15 protein-coding genes and 1 pseudogene are annotated in these 23088 nt (G+C 48.2%); 6 read left to right on the top strand and 10 right to left on the bottom strand.

Going from position 1 to position 23088, the window contains the following annotated elements:
- The first annotated feature begins 287 nt into the window (after positions 1-287).
- Positions 288-2177 carry a methyl-accepting chemotaxis protein gene (locus tag PQQ36_RS16620; protein ID WP_072616240.1) on the top strand — a complete coding sequence of 630 codons (1890 nt, stop codon included), beginning with the start codon at positions 288-290 and terminating at the stop codon, positions 2175-2177.
- 105 nt (positions 2178-2282) lie between these two features.
- On the opposite strand, the gene PQQ36_RS16615 is transcribed toward PQQ36_RS16620, so the two are convergent.
- The 6 genes and pseudogenes from PQQ36_RS16615 to PQQ36_RS16590 all read right to left on the bottom strand — a co-directional run bounded on the left by PQQ36_RS16615 (position 2283) and on the right by PQQ36_RS16590 (position 12383).
- On the bottom strand, positions 2283-2843 hold the full coding sequence (locus PQQ36_RS16615; RefSeq protein ID WP_026131034.1) for an Lcl C-terminal domain-containing protein: 561 nt from the start codon (positions 2841-2843) through the stop codon (positions 2283-2285).
- A 1-nt stretch (position 2844) separates the two neighbouring features.
- Positions 2845-4296: an Lcl C-terminal domain-containing protein gene (locus PQQ36_RS16610; RefSeq protein WP_263188311.1), complete on the bottom strand. Its 1452-nt coding sequence runs from the start codon at positions 4294-4296 to the stop codon at positions 2845-2847.
- Positions 4297-4311: 15 nt separating this feature from the next.
- Positions 4312-6603, bottom strand: coding sequence for a proprotein convertase P-domain-containing protein (locus PQQ36_RS16605; RefSeq protein ID WP_263188313.1), 2292 nt, complete (start codon positions 6601-6603; stop codon positions 4312-4314).
- Positions 6604-6619: 16 nt separating this feature from the next.
- Positions 6620-8755, bottom strand: a pseudogene (locus PQQ36_RS16600) (TonB-dependent hemoglobin/transferrin/lactoferrin family receptor).
- Positions 8756-10810, bottom strand: coding sequence for a prolyl oligopeptidase family serine peptidase (locus PQQ36_RS16595; protein ID WP_273661852.1), 2055 nt, complete (start codon positions 10808-10810; stop codon positions 8756-8758).
- A 229-nt stretch (positions 10811-11039) separates the two neighbouring features.
- Positions 11040-12383, bottom strand: coding sequence for a DEAD/DEAH box helicase (locus tag PQQ36_RS16590; protein WP_011082395.1), 1344 nt, complete (start codon positions 12381-12383; stop codon positions 11040-11042).
- A gap of 356 nt (positions 12384-12739) precedes the next feature.
- Between PQQ36_RS16590 and PQQ36_RS16585 the strand changes: the two genes are divergently transcribed.
- Positions 12740-13018, top strand: a complete 279-nt coding sequence (locus tag PQQ36_RS16585; RefSeq protein ID WP_011082394.1) for an Lpp/OprI family alanine-zipper lipoprotein — start codon at positions 12740-12742, stop codon at positions 13016-13018.
- Positions 13019-13038: 20 nt separating this feature from the next.
- Here PQQ36_RS16585 and PQQ36_RS16580 read toward each other — a convergent pair whose 3' ends face one another.
- From PQQ36_RS16580 to PQQ36_RS16565, 4 genes are read right to left on the bottom strand one after another with little or no spacing between them, the layout of a single operon-like run.
- Complete coding sequence (locus PQQ36_RS16580; RefSeq protein WP_434076548.1) at positions 13039-13956, bottom strand: L,D-transpeptidase family protein; 918 nt, start codon at positions 13954-13956, stop codon at positions 13039-13041.
- Complete coding sequence (gene phrB, locus PQQ36_RS16575; RefSeq protein ID WP_273661851.1) at positions 13957-15366, bottom strand: deoxyribodipyrimidine photo-lyase; 1410 nt, start codon at positions 15364-15366, stop codon at positions 13957-13959.
- A gap of 8 nt (positions 15367-15374) precedes the next feature.
- Positions 15375-16178 (bottom strand): MerR family transcriptional regulator, encoded by an 804-nt coding sequence (locus tag PQQ36_RS16570; RefSeq protein ID WP_273661850.1) that lies wholly within the window; start codon positions 16176-16178, stop codon positions 15375-15377.
- Entirely contained in the window at positions 16168-17121 is a 954-nt protein-coding gene (locus tag PQQ36_RS16565; protein WP_080537051.1) for a YbgA family protein, read from the bottom strand. The genes PQQ36_RS16570 and PQQ36_RS16565 overlap by 11 nt, the downstream gene beginning before the upstream one ends.
- Positions 17122-17536: 415 nt before the next feature.
- On the opposite strand from PQQ36_RS16565, the gene deoD reads away from it, so the two are divergent.
- The 4 genes from deoD (at position 17537) to PQQ36_RS16545 (ending at position 22992) form a co-directional block, all read left to right on the top strand.
- Positions 17537-18247 (top strand): purine-nucleoside phosphorylase, encoded by a 711-nt coding sequence (gene deoD, locus PQQ36_RS16560; protein WP_011082389.1) that lies wholly within the window; start codon positions 17537-17539, stop codon positions 18245-18247.
- A 51-nt stretch (positions 18248-18298) separates the two neighbouring features.
- Entirely contained in the window at positions 18299-19768 is a 1470-nt protein-coding gene (locus PQQ36_RS16555; protein ID WP_015727570.1) for a hypothetical protein, read from the top strand.
- Positions 19769-19928: 160 nt separating this feature from the next.
- Entirely contained in the window at positions 19929-21428 is a 1500-nt protein-coding gene (locus tag PQQ36_RS16550) for a tetratricopeptide repeat protein (RefSeq protein WP_263139478.1), read from the top strand.
- Positions 21409-22992: a GGDEF domain-containing protein gene (locus PQQ36_RS16545; RefSeq protein ID WP_045621301.1), complete on the top strand. Its 1584-nt coding sequence runs from the start codon at positions 21409-21411 to the stop codon at positions 22990-22992. Before PQQ36_RS16550 ends, PQQ36_RS16545 begins: the two co-directional genes overlap by 20 nt.
- Positions 22993-23088 lie beyond the last annotated feature (96 nt).

Here is a 23088-nt window from a genome sequence, read left to right as displayed (position 1 = left end):
TGCCTTTTGGTAGGGCGTTTTTTCATCGCCGACTCACTGTGTAAGTCAACTTAAGCAACGCTTACATAGGCATACAAAGCCTATCTTCATAAAAATCAGTCAGATAACTAAATGCCTACGCCAATGATATTGGCGAGACAGGGCCACTCTTCTACTCTCCACTTAAGCTGTTCATCTTTAATCTTTTTCACTACAAGGAAAAAGGTGACGAACAAATAACAGAATGGCATTCCATTAATCAATTTAACAGTATAGAATACCAAACAACTGACCTATCTTTGACCATCATGAAACTATCCATGCTCACTTTGAAAAACAAAATTATCTTGTCTGTTTTGCTCTGCGTCCTCACCATAACGGGTGTCTTCATCTGGCAATCCTCCAGCATTTTGTGGCAGCAGACACGCTCAGGCATCTACGCCCGTGCTACTAGCGTCTCTGAAGCCGCTGCTCCTGCTTTGCAATACTGGTTAGAGAATAATATTCAGATCCTCGAATCCGCCGCTCATATCGAGCAATTGACGCAAGCCAAAGAGACCATGCGCCATGCTAAAGAGTCAGCGAAGTATTTGGATGTCTATTACGCCACTCGTGATGGAAGCCTCTATCTTTCTGGTCAGGATGCGAAATACCCCAACTACGACGCTCGTAATGCTGAGTGGTATCAGCGAGCACTCAAAGAAAATCGCAGTATCGTTTCCGCCCCTTATGTCAGCACTGAAACACAGCAAGCAATGGTCACACTCGCCACGCCAGTCAAAGTACGTGGAGAGATCATCGCGATTATGGGCGCCGATATTTCACTGCAATCAGTTCAAGCCAATATTGCAGGATACAAGGTTGGCGACAACGCCTATGCCATGCTGATCAACGAACAAGGCACCATTGTTGCTCATCCTCAGACCTCACTAGAGATGCAACCCTTCTCTGCGTATTCACGTGAGATCTCGCTAGCGGGTATCCACCAAGCCATGGAGAACAACGAGATCCAACGCCTCAACAGAAATGGCGCAGAAAAGTTGATTTATTTTGACAAAATCAACCACACCGATTGGATCTTAGCGATTGAAATGGATCGTCAAACCGAAGAACAAAGCTATTCGGAGCTGTTGCAAAAATTGTTATTGGAAGGCGTGGTAATGACCTTGGTGTTGATCGTCATTATCTCTCTCTTCATCAATTATCTGCTGAAAGATTTCTACCAAGTCTCACTCGCGTTGAAAGCAATAGCACAAGGTGAAGGTGATTTGACGCATGAGATTCAAATCAGCTCAAAAGATGAAGTTGGTCAGCTTGCTCAAAACTTCAATACCTTTGTGAAAAACATGCACGACATGGTGAGTCAAATCGTCACGCTTTCTCAGCAGCTTAATCACCAAGCGCAAGACGCGGCGCAACAAGCACAACACCGCAGCCAGCGTATTGCGACACAACAAGATGAAATTAATATGGTCGCGACCGCCGTGACTGAGATGTCAACGGCCACGCACGAAATTGCCATAAATGCTGAAAACACCTCAAAAGAAGGCGAAGCCACAGTCGATGTCTCTCGCCAAGGGGTCAGCGAAGTACAGCGCAGTCAACAGTCGATCCTGGCATTAGCTTCCGATGTGGAACGCTCTGCCGCCGAGCTTCAAGAGCTAGAGCACCACGTGCATAGCATCAGTAATATTCTCTCTGTCATTTCAGAGATTGCTGAACAAACTAACTTGTTGGCGCTGAATGCCGCCATTGAAGCCGCTCGTGCTGGTGAGCAAGGACGAGGATTTGCAGTTGTGGCAGACGAAGTCCGCATCCTCAGCCAGCGTACGCATACGTCCACCAGCGAGATTCAAAAAACCATTGAGACATTGCAATCGGCCACGCATAAAGTCGTTAATACCATGACGGCAAGCCATGCCAATGCGCAGCAATCGGTGTCTGATGCAGAAACCGCTTATCAAAGCTTGGAAAAAATCATGGCGAGCGTGCAATGCATTAATGATATGTCGACGCAAATTGCTACCGCCGCGGAAGAACAATCGTTGGTGACCGAAGAAATCACCCGCAATACTCAAGCGGTGAATGACGTCTCCAATGAACTCGCACAGGCTGCCGTCACCGCCACCGAGCAGGCCAAACAATTGTCAGACTATTCCAAGCAGTTGCATCAGCTCGTTTCACAATTCAAGCTTTAATCATACATATACTTATAACAACGTCACTCTTGGCTTGACTATAAACAAAAGCGCATCGAATCTCGATGCGCTTTTTTATTGCAAGTAGACTTAGATAGCCCTTAGTTATTGCTCAGTCACCAATAATACACTCAGGCCCTGAGTTTGTGCGTGGTGATACACTTCGCCATTGGCACTGTCAAAACTCAGTGCTGACGCGCCCTGCGTGGATGGTGTGTTGCTCCAGATATAAACCGCCAAATTGCCCAGCTCTACCGTGTATGCCGAACCCCAAGCTCGAGCATTCAGAGATGGGGAATGGCACGCAGCCTCCGTTAAAGAGACTAACTCTTTAATGTTGGCCATTCGCCAGCCACGCTTACCAGCAAAATTGAACAAGGCGTGGTTGGCGTTTTCGTCATCAACCGCTTGCGCCGTTTGCAACGCACTTTGCCAGTTCTCTAACTGGGCCTCGCCTTCACAGCGATCTTGATCTTGATTCCACTGCTGGCCAACGGCACAACGCATCCAGGTTAAACCCGTCTGCTTGTCGGTTACGGTGCCGAGCTCTGAGTAACTAAAACGGGCATTCGATGCCGTTGGGGTCAAGCTGTCTAAGCATTGCTGCTCTGCCCATACCGAACTTGAAGCAAGAACCAGCGCCAATGTTGTGAGTGTTTTTTTCATCTTAGTTCCCTTTTGCTGCAACCATGCGGACAGGTAGTTGGAAAGAGGTGCCTGAATCGGCTGCCACCATGTCGGAATAAATTTCAAAGTATTCGATTTGGCCTCGGTCTTCACCCAACAGTCGCACCGCCGCCGATTGGATGCTGCCTTCGGTCGCATACGCGTTGTATTGATTGAATTTCACCGTCGATGTCCATACGTAGCCATACGGATCCAGATCGGCATGCCCCAATGATTGCTGAGGGAAGTAACGCTGATTCAATCCTTTTTGTTGGCCGGTTTCCGTTTGAGATTGCTCGCCGAAATCGATGAGATTGTAGAACTCTTGCACCGTCGGTAAGCGCCAGTTGGTTTGCCCACACAAGGTTTGCTGACTCAGCTGCTCCGCGTAATCTTGCGTGGTACAAATGTTGTCGCCCGCATCGTGGCACCCAGACGCAGCAAGATCTTCCGCGTACGGTTCGAAACGAGGTAACTTGAGGGTGAAAATACGATCGCGATATTGAAGCGACTGCGCATCTGCACTCTTGTTTTCCCAGATCAAGCCTGTGCGCAGATCTTGAACACAAGACCACTGCTCAGCGTCATCTGCTAATGGGTTGCCATTGCCATCGAGCTTGACCAGTTTGAAACCATTTTGTGTGCTTTCCTGCGTATCAAGTCGATCAAAACCAAATGAAGCATCTTGGCCCGGATAATGCTCGCTTGGCGCGTTTTCTAAGCTCACACTGTTGCCAGAGAAATGCTTAACAACCCCGGTATCGTTGATCACTTGGCGTTGTATTGGCTGGTTTCTGATCGCTTCGAGCCACTGCTCAATGGTTTGCTCGCTTAACGCATCCGTCGCGAAATGTTGCCCAGCAAACTGCAACTGGTGGGCAATTTGCGCCAAAATTCGCGATTGCTCGTGGCTGTTTACTTTACCCAGCACTCGGCGCACGTTCTCGCTCAACACCTCAAGGCCATTCGGTTGGCTTATCGTCAGAAGATCGTCTCCCACCGCAACGCCCGCATCCGCTAACTGTTGTTGTAATTTTTCTTTGGCAACCGTCACGGTAGCGCCTTCATTGACCATGGCAGAAATCAATGACGTGACTTCATTGATCACCATGCCTTTTTCTTTGCTCTGCCCCGGCGTAGAAAGAAAGAGGGTTTGATTGCCCGCCAACGCCACCTCGGCTAATACCGGACGACGATAGAAAGTTTTGCTCGTCGACTGAAAACGAAACTGGCCATTGCCATCCAATGCGATGGCGCTTTCCGTTTGATCGCAACGCGAGTTCTGGTTGTAGTCCACACACACTTTGGTGTTCGTGCTGTTCGCTTCCGCCAGCGCAACTTGACCGGATAATGAATAAGTGGGCGCCGTGTTGGTGGCGCCGCCACCAGATGATGAACCACCACAGCCTGCCAAGAGCAGCGCGGAGGCAATAAGGGAATAGTGTCGTTTCATGTTGTTTTCTTCTGCTTAGCTTAAATTTTGACGAGAGCAAAACGCTCGAGCCACAAAAATGGAAAAGAGAGCCCAGAGAGCAAAGAGATTGAGTTGCCCACCCGATTTTTTCGATGTGCTATCTGCACGGGTTTCATTGCATTGGTATTGCTCAAACTGGCTGATGCCCCACGCGTTTAACCGACCTTGATTGCCTTCGATGGAATCCATGATCTCTAGACGCCAGCGTCCCCAGGCTTGCTGACCGAGTAAGGGCGCTAATTGCGCGTCGTGAGCCACCGTGAAATAGCCTTTGAAGCCGTTACCCTGACTGATTTGGTGATTCCAAAGCACCAGCTTGTCACCTTTTGGTGAAGTCAAAGTGACGGACAGATCCGCCATTGATGCGTGGTCAATATCGAGATAAATGGCGAACTGTTCGCCAATGGTGACGTCGCGATCAAGAAATGTCTGCGAGAAGATCTGTTGCCCGACGTTAAAACGGCCCTGCGCGTCAGTGCTGGCATCATTCAGTCGCACGTCCATCTGCTGGGCACGGTTGACCAACTGAGGTACACCTCGTACCAAGGTGATCGACTCTTGCCACTGCTGCTTTGCCAGCCAAGGCTGATGACGATAATCAGCCTCCACTTGCGCGACAAACGGCTGGCCACATACCAATCCTTCTGGTAACTCCGCGCTTAGGGTAAATGAATCGGTCAGTTGGCTCTGCTTTTCCACCAAGATCTGTTGCTGAAGAGAAAGTCTTGCTTCAACGTCTGCAGCTCGACCATTGGCCACCAGTTCAATGGAGAGCGGTTTCGCATCCGTGATGTATTTACTTTCAAGACGGCTGATAAACGGCGCTTTTAACAAGCCATGTCGTTTAAAGTGGCGCTGCAAAATCTCAGCATACGGTTTTTCAGGATAAAGAGTGGCGGCAGCCAGCACGGTGCTTTCCGCCAAATCGTGCATCTTTACACCGCGCCCGAGGCCATACATGCCTTGTAAAACGATCGTATCGAACTCGCGAAACACACGCTCATCCCCTTCACCGAGCAAGGAGACCGACTCCTTCAGGGATTGGAACAGCGGCGTTGACCACAATTCATCACCCAACTCACCCCCAACACTTTCGTGCGCTCGATAGTGGCCATGCTCAAAATAGCGCGCACGTTGGTTCCACAAGCTTCGAGTTGAGAGACGATTGCCAAACACGCCATCCCAATTGAATACTGTATCCAGTTCAAACTCTTGGCCACGCCTTGCGGCATCGAGATATTGCTGACGATAACTATTACTGCCAGCCCAATAATCACCGAAACCTTCGCCGATCGCGCCGCTATGGCCATATGCCCAATCGGGCACAATTTGATAGTGAATACCATGGCCAAGCTCATGCAAGATAACATCGGCATCCATCGCATCTGGTGAAACACCGCCCAAGCCAAACATCGCCGCCTGAGGGCCTTTATAATAGGTAGAATTGTTGGCAGACAGCCCACGCCCATCAAACTTGAGTGGATCATTAAACAGCGCATAGCCCAATGTTTTGGTGTATTCGAGCGAATGATCAAGATGGTAAAACGCCATCACTGCCAAAAAACGCGGATCATTGCTCTGCAGCGCTTGCAGATCCGCCAATGCTGCAAAATGGCTAATCCCCGACGGCGCCGCAAAACCGCTTTCGTCTCTGACTGGCACACCATCTTGTGCCTCCACTGAAATCAGCGCTTTCGCATCCACTTCGACCACATTTCGGTTGCGTAAAAAATAACCCTGATCGGTTTTTAGCAAGCTGACGTTTCGGCGTTGATATTCCATCGCGCCAGGGTAGTCATCCATGCTGTTCCAGCCACTGCTTGGGGCCGGAAGTTGTTGTTGCGTGCGAAGATCAGGGTCGAATAGCTGTATTTCAACCGTTTCGAGTTCACCTTGTTCCAGGGCGGGGGGGAAATCCGCCTCTAGTCTTCTAGGGTGTTCCAACTCCACCGCCGTGGTTGGTTCGCCATTGAGCAACACCGTGTTTTCTAAACTACGAAACACGCGCGCCACTCGGTGCTGCGGATCCGTTGTCACCACAAGGCTCTTTTGCTGTTGGTACTGCCCATGTTGCCAAACATCAAAGTTATAGTGATGGCCCAACAGTGAGGTGGTTTGATACCTGAGTTTAAATTCGCCCTGATCAGCATAATGCTGTTGAACGAACTGCTGCACTTGCTCGGCACTATTCAAGGTCACTCGCTCTTCGGGATAGTCCCACTGCGCTGCGTTAGCCAGCGGATTCATCGCCAGTAGCAGGGCAAGTAAGGTGAGTTTGGTCTTCATTTTCAACTCCTTGCGCTTAGAACTGGTATTTCACGTTGGCCGTGAAGTAGCGCCCCGGCTCAGTGGAATAAGTGGTGTGGGCTTGTGAAATGCCCGCCACGTCTTGATAGCGAATGTATTCATTGTCGAACAGGTTGACGATGGACGCGCTCAACGTCAGATCCTTATTCCATTAATAGGAAGCAAACAGGTCGAAGCTGTGCCACGACTCCGTTTTGGCGCACGACACTTCTTGATTGAACTCATTCACACACACCGGTACACGGTCCATACTCGCAGCCCAGTTCCACAACAAAGATGCAGACCAGTTTTGCTTGGCGTAACCCAGCTTAACGTTGCCTTCTACTGGTGTCAGGGTTCGAATGTATTCGCCTTGGTCATTTTTGCCATCGACATAACCGGCTTTCGTCGCCAGTAACCATTGCTCGTTGATCTGATGGGCAGCCGATAGCTCTGCACCATAGGTTTCAACGCCGTTGAGGTTTTGGTATTGCTTCAGCGTCACAGGGCCAACCATACCCACTTCTTTGACATCAATGAAATCATCAAATTGTTGGTAAAACATTGCCACATAAAGGCGTGAGGTACCGTTATCAAACTTATGCCCTACCTCAAACGAATCACTGGTTTCGGCTTTGAGATCCATATTAGGAATGATGATAAACGGAGTGAATGGAATGTCTTCATGAGACACATAGCCGTATGCTTTGTCGTACGTTGGCGCTCGGTAACCATGGTTGTACGAAAAATAGAGCTGGTGAGCGTCAGCCACTTTTCTTGCGATAGAGAAGCTCGGTGACCACTCTTGACTGTCAATATTCTTCTTCGCAAAGCCGTTACTGTGTCCATCGCCATCTGGCGCAAGGCGGTGAGCATCAAAACGCAATCCTAACGTGGTTGTCCAGCGGCCATACTGCATCATTTCCAAGCCATAGATGCCCACACTGAGCGCTTTGGCTGGTGTGAAAGGTTGTTTGCTGAACGCACTTGAACCGCCCGAAACCAAAGATTGACGCTCAGACGTTCTCGAATAGCGGTTGCTGTTTACTTTCAAGCCATAAGCAAGCTGGTGCTCGGTTTGGTCGGTGGCAAACGCTTTGGTCATGTCAGTACGAAAGCCCACCAGCTGGTCGAGAAATTCGTTGTTTTCTAAACTGCGTTTTTGCTCCGTAATGCCATTTTGATCCAGCCTGCCGTAGAGACGGTTGATATCTTCAACATCCGCCATGTCTCGCCAATACAACTTAGCTTTGGCTTCATCGAACCAAAATGCGTCCATAGGCTGATATTCCAGCCCAGCCGAAACACCGAGATCCGTGACGTGCGAGTCTTCGTAATACTGGTTTTGATCCCATTTGCCATCCGCATGTATACCTGAGCTCCCTTCGCGACGAATTTGCCCTTCACGATAGGCATCTGCGGCAATACTTAACATCAGCGCATCACCAACAAAATGGTTGAGCTGGTAATTGGCACTCGCCCCTTCTAACTCGCGTTGGTAGTTATCTTGATTGAAGTTGCGCGTTTCCTTTCCTTGCCAATACGCGACCGTCAACAACGAATCGGTGTTGCCTGAGCGAAAGGCCAAATTACTCATCAGTTGGGTTTTATCACTGATGCCAGAGTACGTGGTGGCCACATCAGCATAGAAATCATCGTTTTTTAAGTAGTCACTCGGCTGCATCGATTCAATCACGACGGTGCCACCCAGCGCGCCTGAGCCATGAATGGATGAACTGGCTCCTTTCACTACTTCAATACTTTTGACGTTGACCAAGTCAAAGGAATTACGCCCCACTTTGTCATTGATGTCATTGGCACCAAAACCATCGGCGCTTTGCACGCCATCACGAACGATCATAATTCGGTTGCCCGTCATACCACGAATGGCGATGTTTTGTGGCCGACCCGCGCCTCCCGTGACACTGACGCCGGGCTCATTACGCAGGGCATCGTACAGCTCCGTTTGGCCTTTTTTCTCTAGTTCTTTACCACTGATCACCGACACAGAGCCCGCCACTTCTGAGAGCGGTTGCTCGATTTGATTAGCCGTCACGACGACCTCTTCCATCACGGCGTGGTCATTTTCGGCGTGCACGAAGTTGGCAGCGAGTACCGACAGTACCGCCGCTGAGACAGGCGTTAGTTTCATTTATTGCTCCGATTTATTCGATGTTTCGATCAGTGAAAGTAAAAAAGCATACTCTTTGGCTTGTTGCGCCAATCCTTTACGCCTGTCCATAGCGTGGCCTGAATCAAAATCCGTTTGCAACAAATAAGGCCCGGTTCCTGTACTAAGCGCCGCCAGTTTTGTCAGGTACTTCGCCCCTTCCCAATAAGGCACACGCTGATCGTGCCAACCAATTTGCACCAGCATGGGCGGATAAGTGGCCGATTGAAGGTTGAGATAGGGGTCGTAATCTTGCATCGCTTTTCGTTGAGCGGGCTGCTCAGGATTACCCCATTCTCCATATTGCTGCTCAGTCAGCGGTAATCGGCTATCCGACATGCTGTTGAGCACATCGACAAACGGCACTTTGAGCACGGCCCCAGCAAACAGTTCTGGCTTTTGGTTGATCGCTGCCGCCACTAATGTGCCGCCAGCACTGGATCCCATTAGGTAAATGTCGCGCTGCACCGGCTCTGCCCCCACCTCATTCAAGCTAACATGGCGAAGTGTTTGCGCGGCGGCGACAAAATCAGCGATGGCGTTGCTTTTGTGGATCCCCTTCCCAGCATCGTGCCATGACGCGCCAAAGTAGCCACCCCCTCGAACGTGCGCCACTGCGTAGATGGCGCCTTGATCAAGTAAGCTGATGGTCTGCGGCATAAAATAAGGTTTCATGGTAAAGCCGTAAGCACCGTAACCATAAAGAATCACTGGGGAAGTTGCCGTGAGCTTGTCACGACGGTACGCCAGCGTGACCGGAACCTCAACACCAGAAGATTGAACCAAAATCTGCTCAGTATGGTACAAATTGGCTTGGTAATTGGCGTAGCGATCTTGGGCAATCTCTTTGATGCTCAGCGAGCTCACGTCTAGCTCTCGCCATGTCGGTGGCGTGGTCATCGACATGCTACGAATGCGCACTTTGTTGCTAGCAAAGTCGCCATTTCTCGAAATCCAAGCCGCTTCACCAGCATGATTCAGGGGGATCTGCTTGCGTAGTTCACCGCGGTAGCTTAATACCGAAAGTAATGAATCCGGACCCTGACTCGCGCTCACCACAACACCTGCCGAAAACAGATAAAACTGATTCAGCGTTGTGACGTGATCGCTAAAGCGTTGCCAATCAATCGGTGCCTGCAACGGAGCCTGATAAAGCTGAAAATCACCGGCATGATTGCTCTGAACAAAAAGCGTTTGCTGGCTGATATCCGCATAATATTCCATCCCTTGCTCAGCTTTACGCAGAACAGTGGAAACTTCTCCAGTGCGCAAGTTGAGGATTTTTTGTTCGCTACTGTTTTCATTGTTGCTTTGCAATAGCGCGTAATTTGCATCGCTGGCGGCATAAAACGACATCAACCAATCTGCTCGAGTTTCCTGCCACAAGCTGTGCTGACGACCCGTTTCTAGCTCAATCGCCATGATGTTCGATGGACGCTGAGCCTGATCTTTCTCAATCACATAAGCGGTCAAACCATCGCGAGAGAGCAGCACTGGCGTGTCCAAACCTTTCGCAATTTCAACCATATGGCCTTGTTTTAAATCGACCAACACCGCTTGATATCGCTCGCTACCTTGACGATCTTCGGTAAAGAGCAAGTGCGTACGCTTTGCCGAGATGGCCCACTCACCCACTTGATAGTAAGCCGTGTTATTTTGTCGCTCGGCAAACGAGAACACCACCTCTGCTTGTTGAGTAAGTGGGTCGCGGCGCATCAATTGCAAACTGCCGCCTTGGTTAGTTAGCTTCCATTCCTCTCCTTCGCGATAACCCCATGGTTCTTCACCTTTCTCAGGCTGCATCGCTTGCCACTGCTTCTCCAGCATTTGTGCCAAACTCTCACTTTTAAGCAGTCTTTTTGCTGCAAGCTGATTCTGCTCTTCTAAGTAAGCACGCACTCGCGGTGAACTGCGTGAATCATCTCGCAGCCATTCATACTTGTCTTTAGCATCCTTATCCGTCACAGAGGAATTTTGAGCAAAACTCAACCCTGCCGGGAGCCATGCCAGCATCAAAAGAAGATGAATAAATTTCATAGTTTTGGAAGTTACATTTATAAAGTAAATGAAAGGATGCTAGTTTGCCTTCAAATGCAAATAACATCAATTATCATTTACCCAAAAACAGTGATAGAGATCACAAATTCAAATGAGAATAGATATCAGTTTAAGTAATTACTCAAATACAATTCTCCCGAACCGAGGTAAAAAAAACCGCCCCGAAACATCGGGGCGGTTTGTCATTTAGGCGATAAAGCTAGGAAGGTTACTCTTCCGTTGGTGCGGCAGGTTTTTTCTTAGGAATAAACACTGAGTCACCCACTGCCACATTTTGGTAGAAGCTCTTATCGCGCTTCGCTGGTGCTTTCGACACAGCCTTCTTCTGTGGGCGTGCTTTCTTCGTTGTAGCTTGTTTCTTCGCACGGAAATCGGGTTTACGCGGTTTGATGCCTTTGAACTTGCCCTTAAGATCATCAAATTCAGAGAAAGCGATGTCTTGCTGAAGGTAAGCTTCTACACGTTTAAAGCTATCCCAGTCTTTGGGGCCGACCAAGGAGATGGCATCGCCTTTGTTACCAGCACGGCCAGTACGACCAATACGGTGTACATACTCTTCCGTATGCTTTGGCATATCAAAGTTGATCACGTGCGTCACGGTTGAAATATCCAAACCACGCGATGCCACATCCGTCGTCACCAAGATCTTGAACACGGTGCGTTCAAATTGGCTCATGATGGTATTGCGCTGGTTTTGATTCAAACTGCCGCTTAGCGCGATCGCTTTCAGCTTTTTCTCATTCAGTTTTTCAGTCAGACGATCGGTATCCGAACGTGTCGCCGTGAAAATGATCACCTGACGGTATTCTGCTTCGCTCAACACACGCTCGAGAAGCGCTTCTTTGTGGTCTAGGTGATCACACAAGTAGAAACGTTGAGTGATGTCTTTGTGCTCTTCATTCGACACACCGATGGCGATACGCTTTGGTGCATCCAACATTTCTGATGCGATATCGTTCACTTCTGCGTGATCCAACGTAGCAGAGAACATTAACGTTTGACGACGACGGTGCTTCGCTGCGTTGTGGATACGACGTAACTCTGGTGCAAAGCCCAAATCGAGCATACGGTCCGCTTCGTCTAGTACCAAAGTCTCAAGACCTTCTAAGAACACAGATTTGTGCTCTAAGTGATCCGCAAGACGTCCTGGAGTCGCGACAATGAATTTAGGATAGCGTGCCAGCGCTTTTACCTGATCGTTGAAGTTCTCACCACCCACGATCAAGGTTGCGTCGTAGGAAAGGCCGCCCAGCATGGTACGAAGCTCGCCATACACTTGTTTTGCAAGTTCACGAGTAGGCGCAAGGATCACACCACGCGGGTCACGTGCTGACAATGCTTTTGTTTTTAAAGACTTATGAAGCATAGGCAAAACAAACGCCAGCGTTTTGCCAGAACCTGTTTTTGAGGATGCCAGCAAATCTTTACCAGCAATCGCAACTGGAATCGCTTGCTGTTGAATTTTCGTCGCTTTCTGAAAATCTAAGTGCTTTAGGTTCTTCAGTAGGCGATTATCTAAGCCTAAATCTTTAAATTGCAAAGGTTTCTCCACTATTTTGCACTATCTTGGCCGCTTATTTTGCCGCCGAGAGGGAATCAATAAAAACGCGCAATGATACCTTAAACCGCACAATAAAGGATAGAGATCACAGAAAAATTATCCACATTTCACAGGAAACATCGGCCTAAAAATTCGATTACCCAAGTTCATGTCAAGCAATAGGCTAACCAGATCCGACACACAACACAGAAAAACGTCTCATCTCTGTTAGAACTCGGTAAAAATCCTTCAATATGTGGACGTTGCTCACTTTTTAATTCGCTGTTGTCATTTATTGTCGCTACAATCAAAGAGTCATATGACATTAGTGTCAATAATGACAGACAATTATAGAACAAGGAGTTTTTATGAATAAGATCCTAATTGCAGCTGCCACCTCTTCTGTTCTTTTACTTGCCGGTTGTGCATCGGGGCCAGATGAACAAACCAAAGCAGCAATGGCGCAGGTAGAAGATCTTAAGAATCAAGTCGATGTACTGACAAAAGAAGTGGCTGCACTTAAGAGCAATCAAGCGGACGCTGAGATGAAAGCCAAAGAAGCTGCAACAGCAGCCATGGCAGCTCAAGAAGAAGCGGAACGTGCGAACGAGCGTATCGATAACATCGCTCAGTCGTACACGAAGTAATTGCTGTAAACTGCGTCAGGTTACTCAAAACCTGGCGCAGCTACCTCTACTGGTACACCATTTTGTGCCGCAATCACCGCTTTCGCTTTCGAATCATTCAGATTTAACTCGCTCAACCACCAATCCAACTCTATTGGCACAACTAACTCATCCTGAACCCCATTGCTTCTGGTGAGTGGCTCGTGCGCTTCAAGGTAAACAATTCGCCCCGGCTCAAGGGAGACTTTCACCGGCTGGTTGATGATCTTCACTCTCTGTCCTTTGTCCACTTGAGAAAACAGCCATTCAATGTCCTTTGGCTCCATACGAATGCAGCCAGCACTGACGCGCAAACCGATACCGAAATCTTTGTTCGTTCCGTGGATCAAATAATCACCGCTGCCATACGCTAAGCGAAGGGCGTACTCGCCCAGCGGATTGTCTGGCCCAGCCGGGACAATTTTAGGCAGCTCGATGCCTTTTTCTCGATATTCTTTACGAATGGAAGCAGGGGGTGTCCAAGTTGGATTCGGTCTTTTTTCACGAATTGACGTCACCATTTCTGGTGTATCACGCCCGACTCGGCCAATTCCGACCGGAAAAACGTGCACCTTACCCAACTCGGGCTCAAAATAATAAAGCCTTAACTCCGCTAAATTGATCACTATGCCTTGGTACTCCACGGGCGGAAGCACCATTTCACTAGGGATGGAAAGCACATAGCCTTCCTGAGGCAGAAATGGGTCCACCCCTTTATTGGCTGCCATCAAGGCCAGAAAACCCACATCATATTGCTTGGCGATGTTCGCCATGGTTTCGCCTTTTTCAACAACATGATGCTGGATGCGTCCAATCAACCGACTGCCTTCTGCGGGAAGATCATAAGTCGCTGCGTCACTCTTCCAACTCATCAATGCCGCACAGAAAAGCGTAATCAATGTGGGTTTTGGCATTTCCATTCAGAGACAATCCTTGGCTTGGGTATACAAAGACAAGGTTATCTCTCTTTCCTGTTTGTGATCAACCATTGGCGCTGGGTAATCTAACTGCATGTGACCTAGCCAATTCCACGGCTGATGAACAAACTTATTCGGCACCTCTGCTAGTTCTGGTAGCCAGTGCTTCACAAATTCGCCATTCGGGTCAAACTTCTCTCCCTGCGTAATTGGATTGAAGATCCGAAAATAAGGTTGACCGTCACACCCTGTCGAGGCACACCATTGCCATCCACCATTATTGGCCGCAAAGTCACCGTCCACCAGTTTTTGCATAAAGTATTGCTCTCCCAACCGCCAGTTGACGTGCAAATCTTTGGTGAGAAAACTGGCCACGATCATACGCAAGCGATTATGCATCCATCCCGTTTGGTTGAGTTGACGCATCGCGGCATCCACAATGGGATAGCCCGTTTCCCCTCGACACCAACGCTCAAACCAGTCCGGTTTTGCTGGCCACAACAGATGTTTTTCCCACTCGACAAAGCCCTGCCCTTTGACCAACTTGGGTTCAAAATGAATCAGGTGATGATAAAACTCTCGCCAAATAAGCTCGCTCAACCACACTTCACGTCCGTTCGACAGATAACTTTGCTGCCAATACAGTCGTGCAATGCATTGCCTGACCGAAATGGCGCCAATCGCCAAATAAGGAGACAGCACGCTGGTGCCTGCCGTGGCAGGGAAATCTCGCTGCTCATGATAGCGATCCACTTCCTCATGACAGAAGTGTCTTAACGTCTCACGAATCTGTTGAGAATCAACAGACCATGCCTCGCTGCTTTCTCGTGGATAGCTAAACGGCGCCTGCTCATGCCAAAGTGATGATTGCAGCGCTTCAGGCAATACAACCGGCTGCGCCGCTGAGGTTTTAATGATCTGTGGTGGAACAAACGATTTCAGCCACGCTTTTTTAAACGGTGTAAAGACTTTGAAATAGTCCCCCTGTTTATTCAACACGCAGCCAGGTGCCTGCACACACTTATCTTCAACATCTAGAACACCAATCTCTGATGATGCGAGCTGATTGGCTAGCTGTTCGTCACGAACACGCTCATTGACTTCATATTCGCGGTTAAACACCACTTCACTAACCGCCAATTGTTCAGCCCAGTTTGCAACGCGTGTTGCGCTTTGTGCGTAGTCATCCACTTCGTCGTACAACAGCGGGATGTTGAGCGCGTTGAGTTCTTCCGCCAACACCGCCAAACGCCGTGCAATGAGATCGGCCTGCATGGGCGCCATATGATGTTCACGCCATTGCAAAGGGGTGGCCACAAAACAGGCAACCACCTCTTGTGATGTCGCAATAGCATGATTGAGCGCAGTGTTGTCCACACTGCGCAAGTCTCTGCGTAACCAAACCAGCTTCATTGCCATTCCTACCCAAATTGGAGTCGAGCCAAAACATCGCTCAACGTAACTTTGTTGTTATCCAGCATGGACTTAACCATGTTGAGTTGTTTCTCTTGCAACGCTCGATGCGAGAAAATATGCACACGCTGATAATGTTCGGCGACATCGGCAAAATCGAGCGCAGAAAGATCTTCCACTCCATCAATCAAGGTGACATACCAACCTTGCTCGCTTAACGTCACCGCCTCCATCCATCCCGCGATAAAGTCTCCGCCTTCATAGGAAAGCAGTAGGCACTTGCCTTTCGTGGCCGCTTTCCGCTCCGCTTCGACAATAAAGGTGAGACGAGTATGCAGCATAGAGCGAAGTAAGCCTTTTTGTAGGCTACGAGTGGTACTTTTAACCCGCTCCAATGCCGTCATGACCGGATATAAGAACTGATCGCAAACCACCGTAAATGGATACTCTTTCAGCACCGTATTTAACACCGACTCAGCCTTACCTGCGTTCAGTACAGACAGAGCCGACAACATTCGTTCAACTTCATCTAACTCACGACTCTCCACCGCTAACGCGCCTTCGGCGTCGGGATTTGCCAGCAGATCTTTCACCTTGCCGATGGCAATGCCTTTGGCGAGCCAACCTTGAATCTCGCGAATCATCTCAATATTGTCTTCGCTGTAGAGTCGATGCCCTTTCTCAGTACGCTCTGGCTGGACCAAATTGTAACGTCTTTGCCAGGCTCGGAGCGTCACAGGTTTTACCCCTGTTAACTCTGACACTTCGCGAATGGCATACAGTTTTTTGTCCATTGGTTGTTTACAATCCATAACGCAGTTTCAACTCCTGAGGATAAGGTTTAAGGAATTTCTGGCTTTCTAAATAGCCATCAGGATGGGTATTTAAGTAGTGGCGAATCAAAGTCAACGGTGCCAACAGTGGCAATAAACCTGTTCGGTAATCATGAATAACTTGAGCCAATTCACTTTTCTGCTCTTTGTTCAGTGCCGTCTTAAAATAACCTTGCAGATGCATTAACACATTGGTGTTGTTTTTGCGGCTCGCACGATGGGTTAAGGCTTTCATCAGTCCTTCACGATACTGATAGGCAAACTCTTGCAAATCGTACTCCGCAATGGATGCCACCATACGCCCTAACGAGCGGTACGACGCCGGATGATGCGCCATCAAGGTCAGTTTGTAGCGAGAGTGGAACTCGACGATGCTTTTGCGCGACAACTGATTTAGCACGTTGGTATTAAAATCATGCAGGCAATAAACACGAGTGATGAAATTTTCACGCAGCACAGGATCATTTAGGCGACCATCTTCCTCTACCGGTAACCAAGGCATTTTGCGCATCAGCGTTTGAGTGTACAAACCAACGCCCTCTTTTTCCGCGCCATGAGCTTTGTAGACCTTGACCTTCTCCATGCCACAGGTGGGTGATTTTGCGCAGACAATGTAACCACTCAAAGAGTGCGCCATTAATCGATCAACTTGCTGCTCAGAGTAAGAGAGCATCTGCTCAGTGTAATCTTTGTCTGGATTCTTGGTTTCCACCATCGCGATTCGTTCTTCATTCGAAATAAGACGAATCGTCGGGCGTGGTACAGGCATTCCCATCCCCACCTCAGGGCAAACGGGTACAAAGGAGAAGTGTGGCATCAGCTCCTGAACCACAAAACGACTCTGTTTGTGTCCCCCATCAAAACGGACTTGATCACCCAACACGCATGCACTGATACCGATCTTTAATGTAGAAGAATTCATGCTCGCCACCCTTGTACAAAAAAATTACTTGTACAATTTATAGCAAGCAAACTTGAGTTGTACAAATATTTTTTTTGTACACATAAAGAAAAAATCCACAATTAACGTTACTAAACCATGTCATTGGTTATTAACATGTAACAATTACCCCATAAATTGCGACGCTCCCATCCCCTCCCAGCGCCCCCGTGACGCGCTTCAACCATGGCAAATCGATTGCCCTTTAAGTTTCAACATTTTTAGTTATCAATCGGGGTTATAAATGTATAATCAGGAGCTTTTGTGAGCCACCTCTCATGGAATGGCGAATTATCTAGCTAGTATTGCCTCAACGAACGAAAACAGTTTCAACAGAATTGGTAATTTGACTCTGTTTTTGATGACAATTACCTCAATAGAAATATTGGAGAATACTATGGCAACCCCACACATCAACGCACAACCAGGTGATTTCGCAGAAACCGTACTGATGCCAGGCGATCCGCTACGCGCTAAGTACATCGCAGAAACCTTCTTGGAAGATGTAAAACAAGTTTGTGACGTTCGTAACATGTTCGGCTTCACTGGCACTTACAAAGGTAAAAAAGTGTCTGTTATGGGCCACGGTATGGGTATCCCATCTGCATGTATCTATGTTCACGAGCTTATCGCTGAATACGGCGTGAAAAATGTTATCCGCGTTGGTAGCTGTGGCGCGGTGCGCGACGACGTTAACCTGATGGACGTTGTGATCGGCATGGGTGCTTCGACGGACTCTAAAGTAAACCGTATCCGCTTTAACGATCACGATTTCGCTGCACTGGCGGATTACGGTCTGTTGGAAGAAGCGGTGAAACAAGCACGTGCGCAAAACGTACCAGTAAAAGTCGGTAACGTATTCTCTGCAGATCTTTTCTATACACCAGAAGCAGACATCTTCGAGAAGATGGAAAAACTGGGCATCCTAGGTGTGGATATGGAAGCAGCAGGTATCTACGGTGTGGCTGCGGATCTAAAAGCAAAAGCACTGACTATTCTGACTGTTTCTGACCACATCATCCGTGGCGAGAAACTAAGCTCTGAAGATCGTCAGAAGTCGTTCAACGACATGATGAAAGTCGCGCTAGAAACAGCAATCAATCTTTAAGTTTTTTGGCTGGGTTCGCCCAGCCATCCGAATAATCCCGAGGGGGCGATCGTGTCTAACGGCGAACTGCCAAAAGACGCAGATGGGTTACAACTCAACTTTTGTAAAACATTGGCGTGTGACAACTTTGGTCTGAGCGATGCAAAACGATACGTTTTGCAACATGCGAACCCTAAGCGTCCAGCGATGGTCTGTCGTGAATGTGGAGCTTTCCCCCCCTTACTTAACAACCGTGAAGTGTTGAATGAGCTGCATCGCTTACGTCAACTTCACAGTGATGGTTTGCCAGCGTGTCGTAACGACGACTGCGCAAACTTTGGCCTTTCTGTTCATACCCACAAACATCTCTACCATGCCTTTGGCTATAGTGGTGATCGCCAACGCTATCGCTGCAAATCCTGTCAATCCACGTTTGTCGATAAGTGGTCTGGCGCCAACAAGAAGCTTCAGTTTCAAGAAAACTTGATGGGTTTGTTGTTCACCGGTTACTCGGTGCGCGAGATTTGCCGTAAACTGGCCATCAACCCAAAAACGTTTTATGACCATGTTGAACACATTGCCAGCCGTTGCCGCCGTAAATTGGCAACGATTGATGCGCGATGGGTCAATCATGCGCTCAATTACGAACTCGCTTCTCATTACCAACGCTTGCAACCCAATAGCGACAATGGTGTGTATTGGATGGCCACAGGTGACGCGCATTCTGGCTATATTCTTTGCCAACATGTGAATTACTCTGCCAAAGAAGAGCCATTAGGTACGGTTGATCACAACCCCTATGAAGCGGTTTCACGTTTCGTTTCTCCGCAGTACACCGCTGAGGCAAAAGAGCCAGAAAACACACCGTCTGATTATCTGCGTGAACGTATTGACCAGAAATACCAAACCATTTTGGCCCGCGGCAACGTTGAAGATCCTATGGGAAATATGGCAACCTTCAACTACCCGACGAAAGGAGCCGTAGTTCGTCCGCCTTACACCTCTTATGCGCATTATTTGCATGTGCTGGATATGTGCAACGAAGCTGGACGCGTCTCACTTTACATGCCACAAGATCCGCTATTACGCTCTGCGGCACTGAGTGTTTGCCTCCCTCGAATTCAAAGTCAAAATGTTGACCTACTGTATGTCGACGAAGATCCTAGTTGGGATTTAACCCAATCATTTGAAAAGTTTGACATTGTCTACATGAGTTGGTGGCGAGATCGCTGGGCGATTGCCAACCAAGGCAGCAAACTCAAAGGTATTTGTTATCTTGCAGGTAACAAAAATCAGCCAGAACAATGGTTTAACAAAGCAACCACGCGAAATATCTCGTTCTATCAGTCACGTTTTCAGTTGTTATTTGAAGGATTTGTCAACGAACCAAGACGAAAACTTAGACCGGGTGGCGTCTTACCATTACTCGACATCTTTAGAGCTTGGCATAATTTATGCTACCAAGATAAACATGGACAAACGCCAGCCCAACGACTAGGTGTTACAGATAGCCCATTGACCATTAAACAGCTTCTGTCCTAGCACTATCGTCTGTCTGGGTTAAGATTATGTGAAACGACACCCAATATTGTCATTCATTTAGTATTAACTCAGTAAATTATTGCGGATGAATGATGCGAATTTTTGACACGTCAATATAATGAACGTGTTGTACGCCAACTGAATCGCATGGATGTAAATTTTGGATAAAAGCCAACTTCAGTTAGACGCTGAACTCAGACAAATCAAAGCTCGCGTAAATAGTGAGCCTGCGGAGGTACTGAAAGTTGCCGAGCAGTGCTACATCCGCGCCGAGCAAATTGTCTACCCAGAAGCGGAAATTGAAGCCCTTTTAATCCAGTCCCACTGCTGTTGGTGTTTGATGGATTACCGCCGTGGCTTAAAACTCATCAAAGAAGCCCACAGCAAACAAAACCGCCTCGACAACGACGATCGACTACCACAAATTCTCCACTTGCATGCCCTACAATACTGGGGGCAAGCCAAATATTACTCTGCTCAGCAATACTGGATTAACGCGCTGGAGCAATCTGCGTTAATTGATGAAACCGAGATACAAATTGAAGCGTTAATTGGTTTGGGCAATGTTTGGCGCATCACCAACGATTACAAACTGGCTGCGTCGACACACGAACTCGCAGTTAAAGTTGCAAACAATGCACGTATCAACTGGGCGGAAGGCAAAGCGCGTATTTTGTTGGCTTGGGATTACTACCTGCTCAATAACTACGTGGAAATGCTGACCATCTTGGATGGGGCTAGCGAAGTACTCAAAGACTACCCCGACAACACATGGCAAGCGGAAATCTGGGATTTTCGCGGTCTGGCCTTACTCGGCTTGGAGCGTTTGGATGCCGCCGACGAGGCAACCAAAAAAGCACATGATCTTGCGGTTGAGCACAACCTCACTTGGATGAAAGCCCATTCCTTTATCAGCCGCGCGCGTTTAGAGCTGCTACGAAAAAATACCCTTAATGCTTCGGTCTTACTCGATCAAGCTGAAATCTCTGCGTTGCAATTTGATAATGGTGAGCTGTTAAGCCAAATTTGTTTCCAGCAATCTAAAGTGGCGGAAGAGCAAGGCAACTTTGAGGTGGCTTATCAAGCCTTTCGCAAGTATCGCCACTACTCTCTGCAAATGCTGCGAGAGCAAACTAGCCGCGTTGGCCTAGATAAAGCACGTAGCTCCAAACGTCAGCTCGAACAGCGAGCTCGCAAACTCATTAACCGCATTCGAGCCCAGCACGAATACGATCCAGAGCGTCAGTTTTCTAATGTGGTGTCTGAAACCTATTGGTGGGAACAACTGGTCTTATTTAAAACCGAACTCAAGCAGGCCAACCATTCCATCATCATGATCCAACATGCTGAACCTGCGTATCTGGAAGTGTGTACCGAGTTAGCGCATAGCTTGTCGACACCAAAAGATCTCATCTCTCGCTTGAGTAGCGATCGCGTGGCCATGTTAATCAGTGAAAAAGACGAACCTGCAGACGCCCTTTTTCATGTCGTCTCCACCATGATTTCGATCTACCCGTGGCAGCGCCGAGGGCTGAACGGCCCGCTACCTCAACTCTCTTTGCAAGATATCCTCACCTTCCCATTCACACTGGAACAATTAGAGGATTCACACAGAACCAAGACCAAGGGAAAGAAAAAACATGGAAAAGCTGCTGAGTAAAGTAACTGATGCCGGTTTTGATCCAACCTCTGTGTCTGGTGAAGAAGCGATCATCTTATGGAACCACGTGAGGCAACACGTCGCCTCCACCAATACTGAAAAAGCCCACTGCTACATCATCAGTGCAGAATATCGTTTCAAGTTGAAACAAGTACAGCTCAGTATTGATGAATTGAAAGAAGCCTTGTCGCTGCTCACTCTACCGGAAAATGCGGAAGACATTTTGACGGTCAAAGCCAATCTCAGTGAGCGATTAGTCGACATTGGGGATTACGCCGGTGCGCTCAATGAATACGTTGGGGCATCAAACATTGCCGTCGAACACGGTTTTCTCGATGAATATGTGACCTCAGTATTGGGGATGGGCAACTTGTGCGACGCGTATGGCGATCATCAACGCGCACTGCGCTATTACCAAAAAATCGATGGTATCGATCACGCCATCAGTAGCCGATCATTACGCCTGCGTTACAAGCTCTACATGCTCGCTTGTTACATTAACCTCGGTCGTATTAGCGCGGCTAAGGATCTGCTCAAAGAGTGTGAAGAACTGAGCATCCTCGTCAGTGACAAAATTCTTTCTGGGCAAATTCTTCTCTATCAGGCGAAAATCCATCGTCTTGAGAAAGATTACGTTTCAGCCCTGCTATCGCTTTCCAAAGTTCAATACATTTCAGGCAACTTGAACTCCACTTGGTTATCGGTGATGAACCGCATTGAGATGACCTACTCGCTTTGTGCCATTGGTAAAAAAGAGTTGGCAAATCTGCTGCTCACCAGTTCATCCAAAAACATCGAGATGAAAGCATCCCCTATCATTGCCAAGCAGTTTTATCAGGCAATGAGCGAAGTTCTTGCCGCTCAAGGGCTGTTCAAAGAGGCGTTGGTCTTCGAGAAAAAAGGCTTCCGTATCGAAAGCGATCTGATGAAACATATTCCCATCAGTGAGTTGGGGTCAGCTCAACTACGCCGTATCTCTCGTTTTGAATTGCAGTTGAAATTAATCCTGTCTGAAATCGAAAACAAGGAGCTCAAAGAGACCACTCAGCAACACAAGAACACCGTTGCTCAACTACAACAAGACGTTTTCACCGATCCTCTTACTGCCTTGCATAACCGTCGTTGGTTGGATGTCAAACTGAAGGATCTGTTGCTACACGATACTCCATTTGCCTTGATGGTGATTGACATCGACCACTTTAAATCGATCAACGATGAGCTTAGCCATTTGGTGGGCGATAAAGCGATTGTCAATGTGTCATCGGAGTTGGCGGCGTATTTCCGCTTTCGTGGCGCTTCTTGCGTGCGCTTTGGTGGGGAAGAATTTCTGGTCATTCTTGAAAATACCGATTTAGCGAAAGCAGAGCTGCATGCCGAAAATTATCGTGAACGTATTTTCCAGTTTGGTTGGCGAGAAATTCTTGGTGAGCGTGGCCTAACGGTGTCGATTGGCATTACCATGCATCGTGACGGCGAAAATACCCAGCGCACCTTCTATCGCGCCGACAAAGCGTTGTATCGCGCCAAGGCCAACGGCCGTAACCAAGTTTGTATTGAAGAGTAACCTTTTCATTTCGATTAAAGGCGGCGCAGCCGCCTTTTTTGTTGCACTCAATACCCTACTTATGCACTCCTTGCGCTCCATCCCATAAGCACTTGA

It is taken from the genome of Vibrio sp. CCUG 15886, from assembly GCF_028570825.1.
Taxonomy (GTDB): domain Bacteria; phylum Pseudomonadota; class Gammaproteobacteria; order Enterobacterales; family Vibrionaceae; genus Vibrio; species Vibrio vulnificus_B.
The sequence above is the reverse complement of the archived record's forward strand: the minus strand, read 5'-3'. Positions and strand labels throughout refer to the sequence as shown.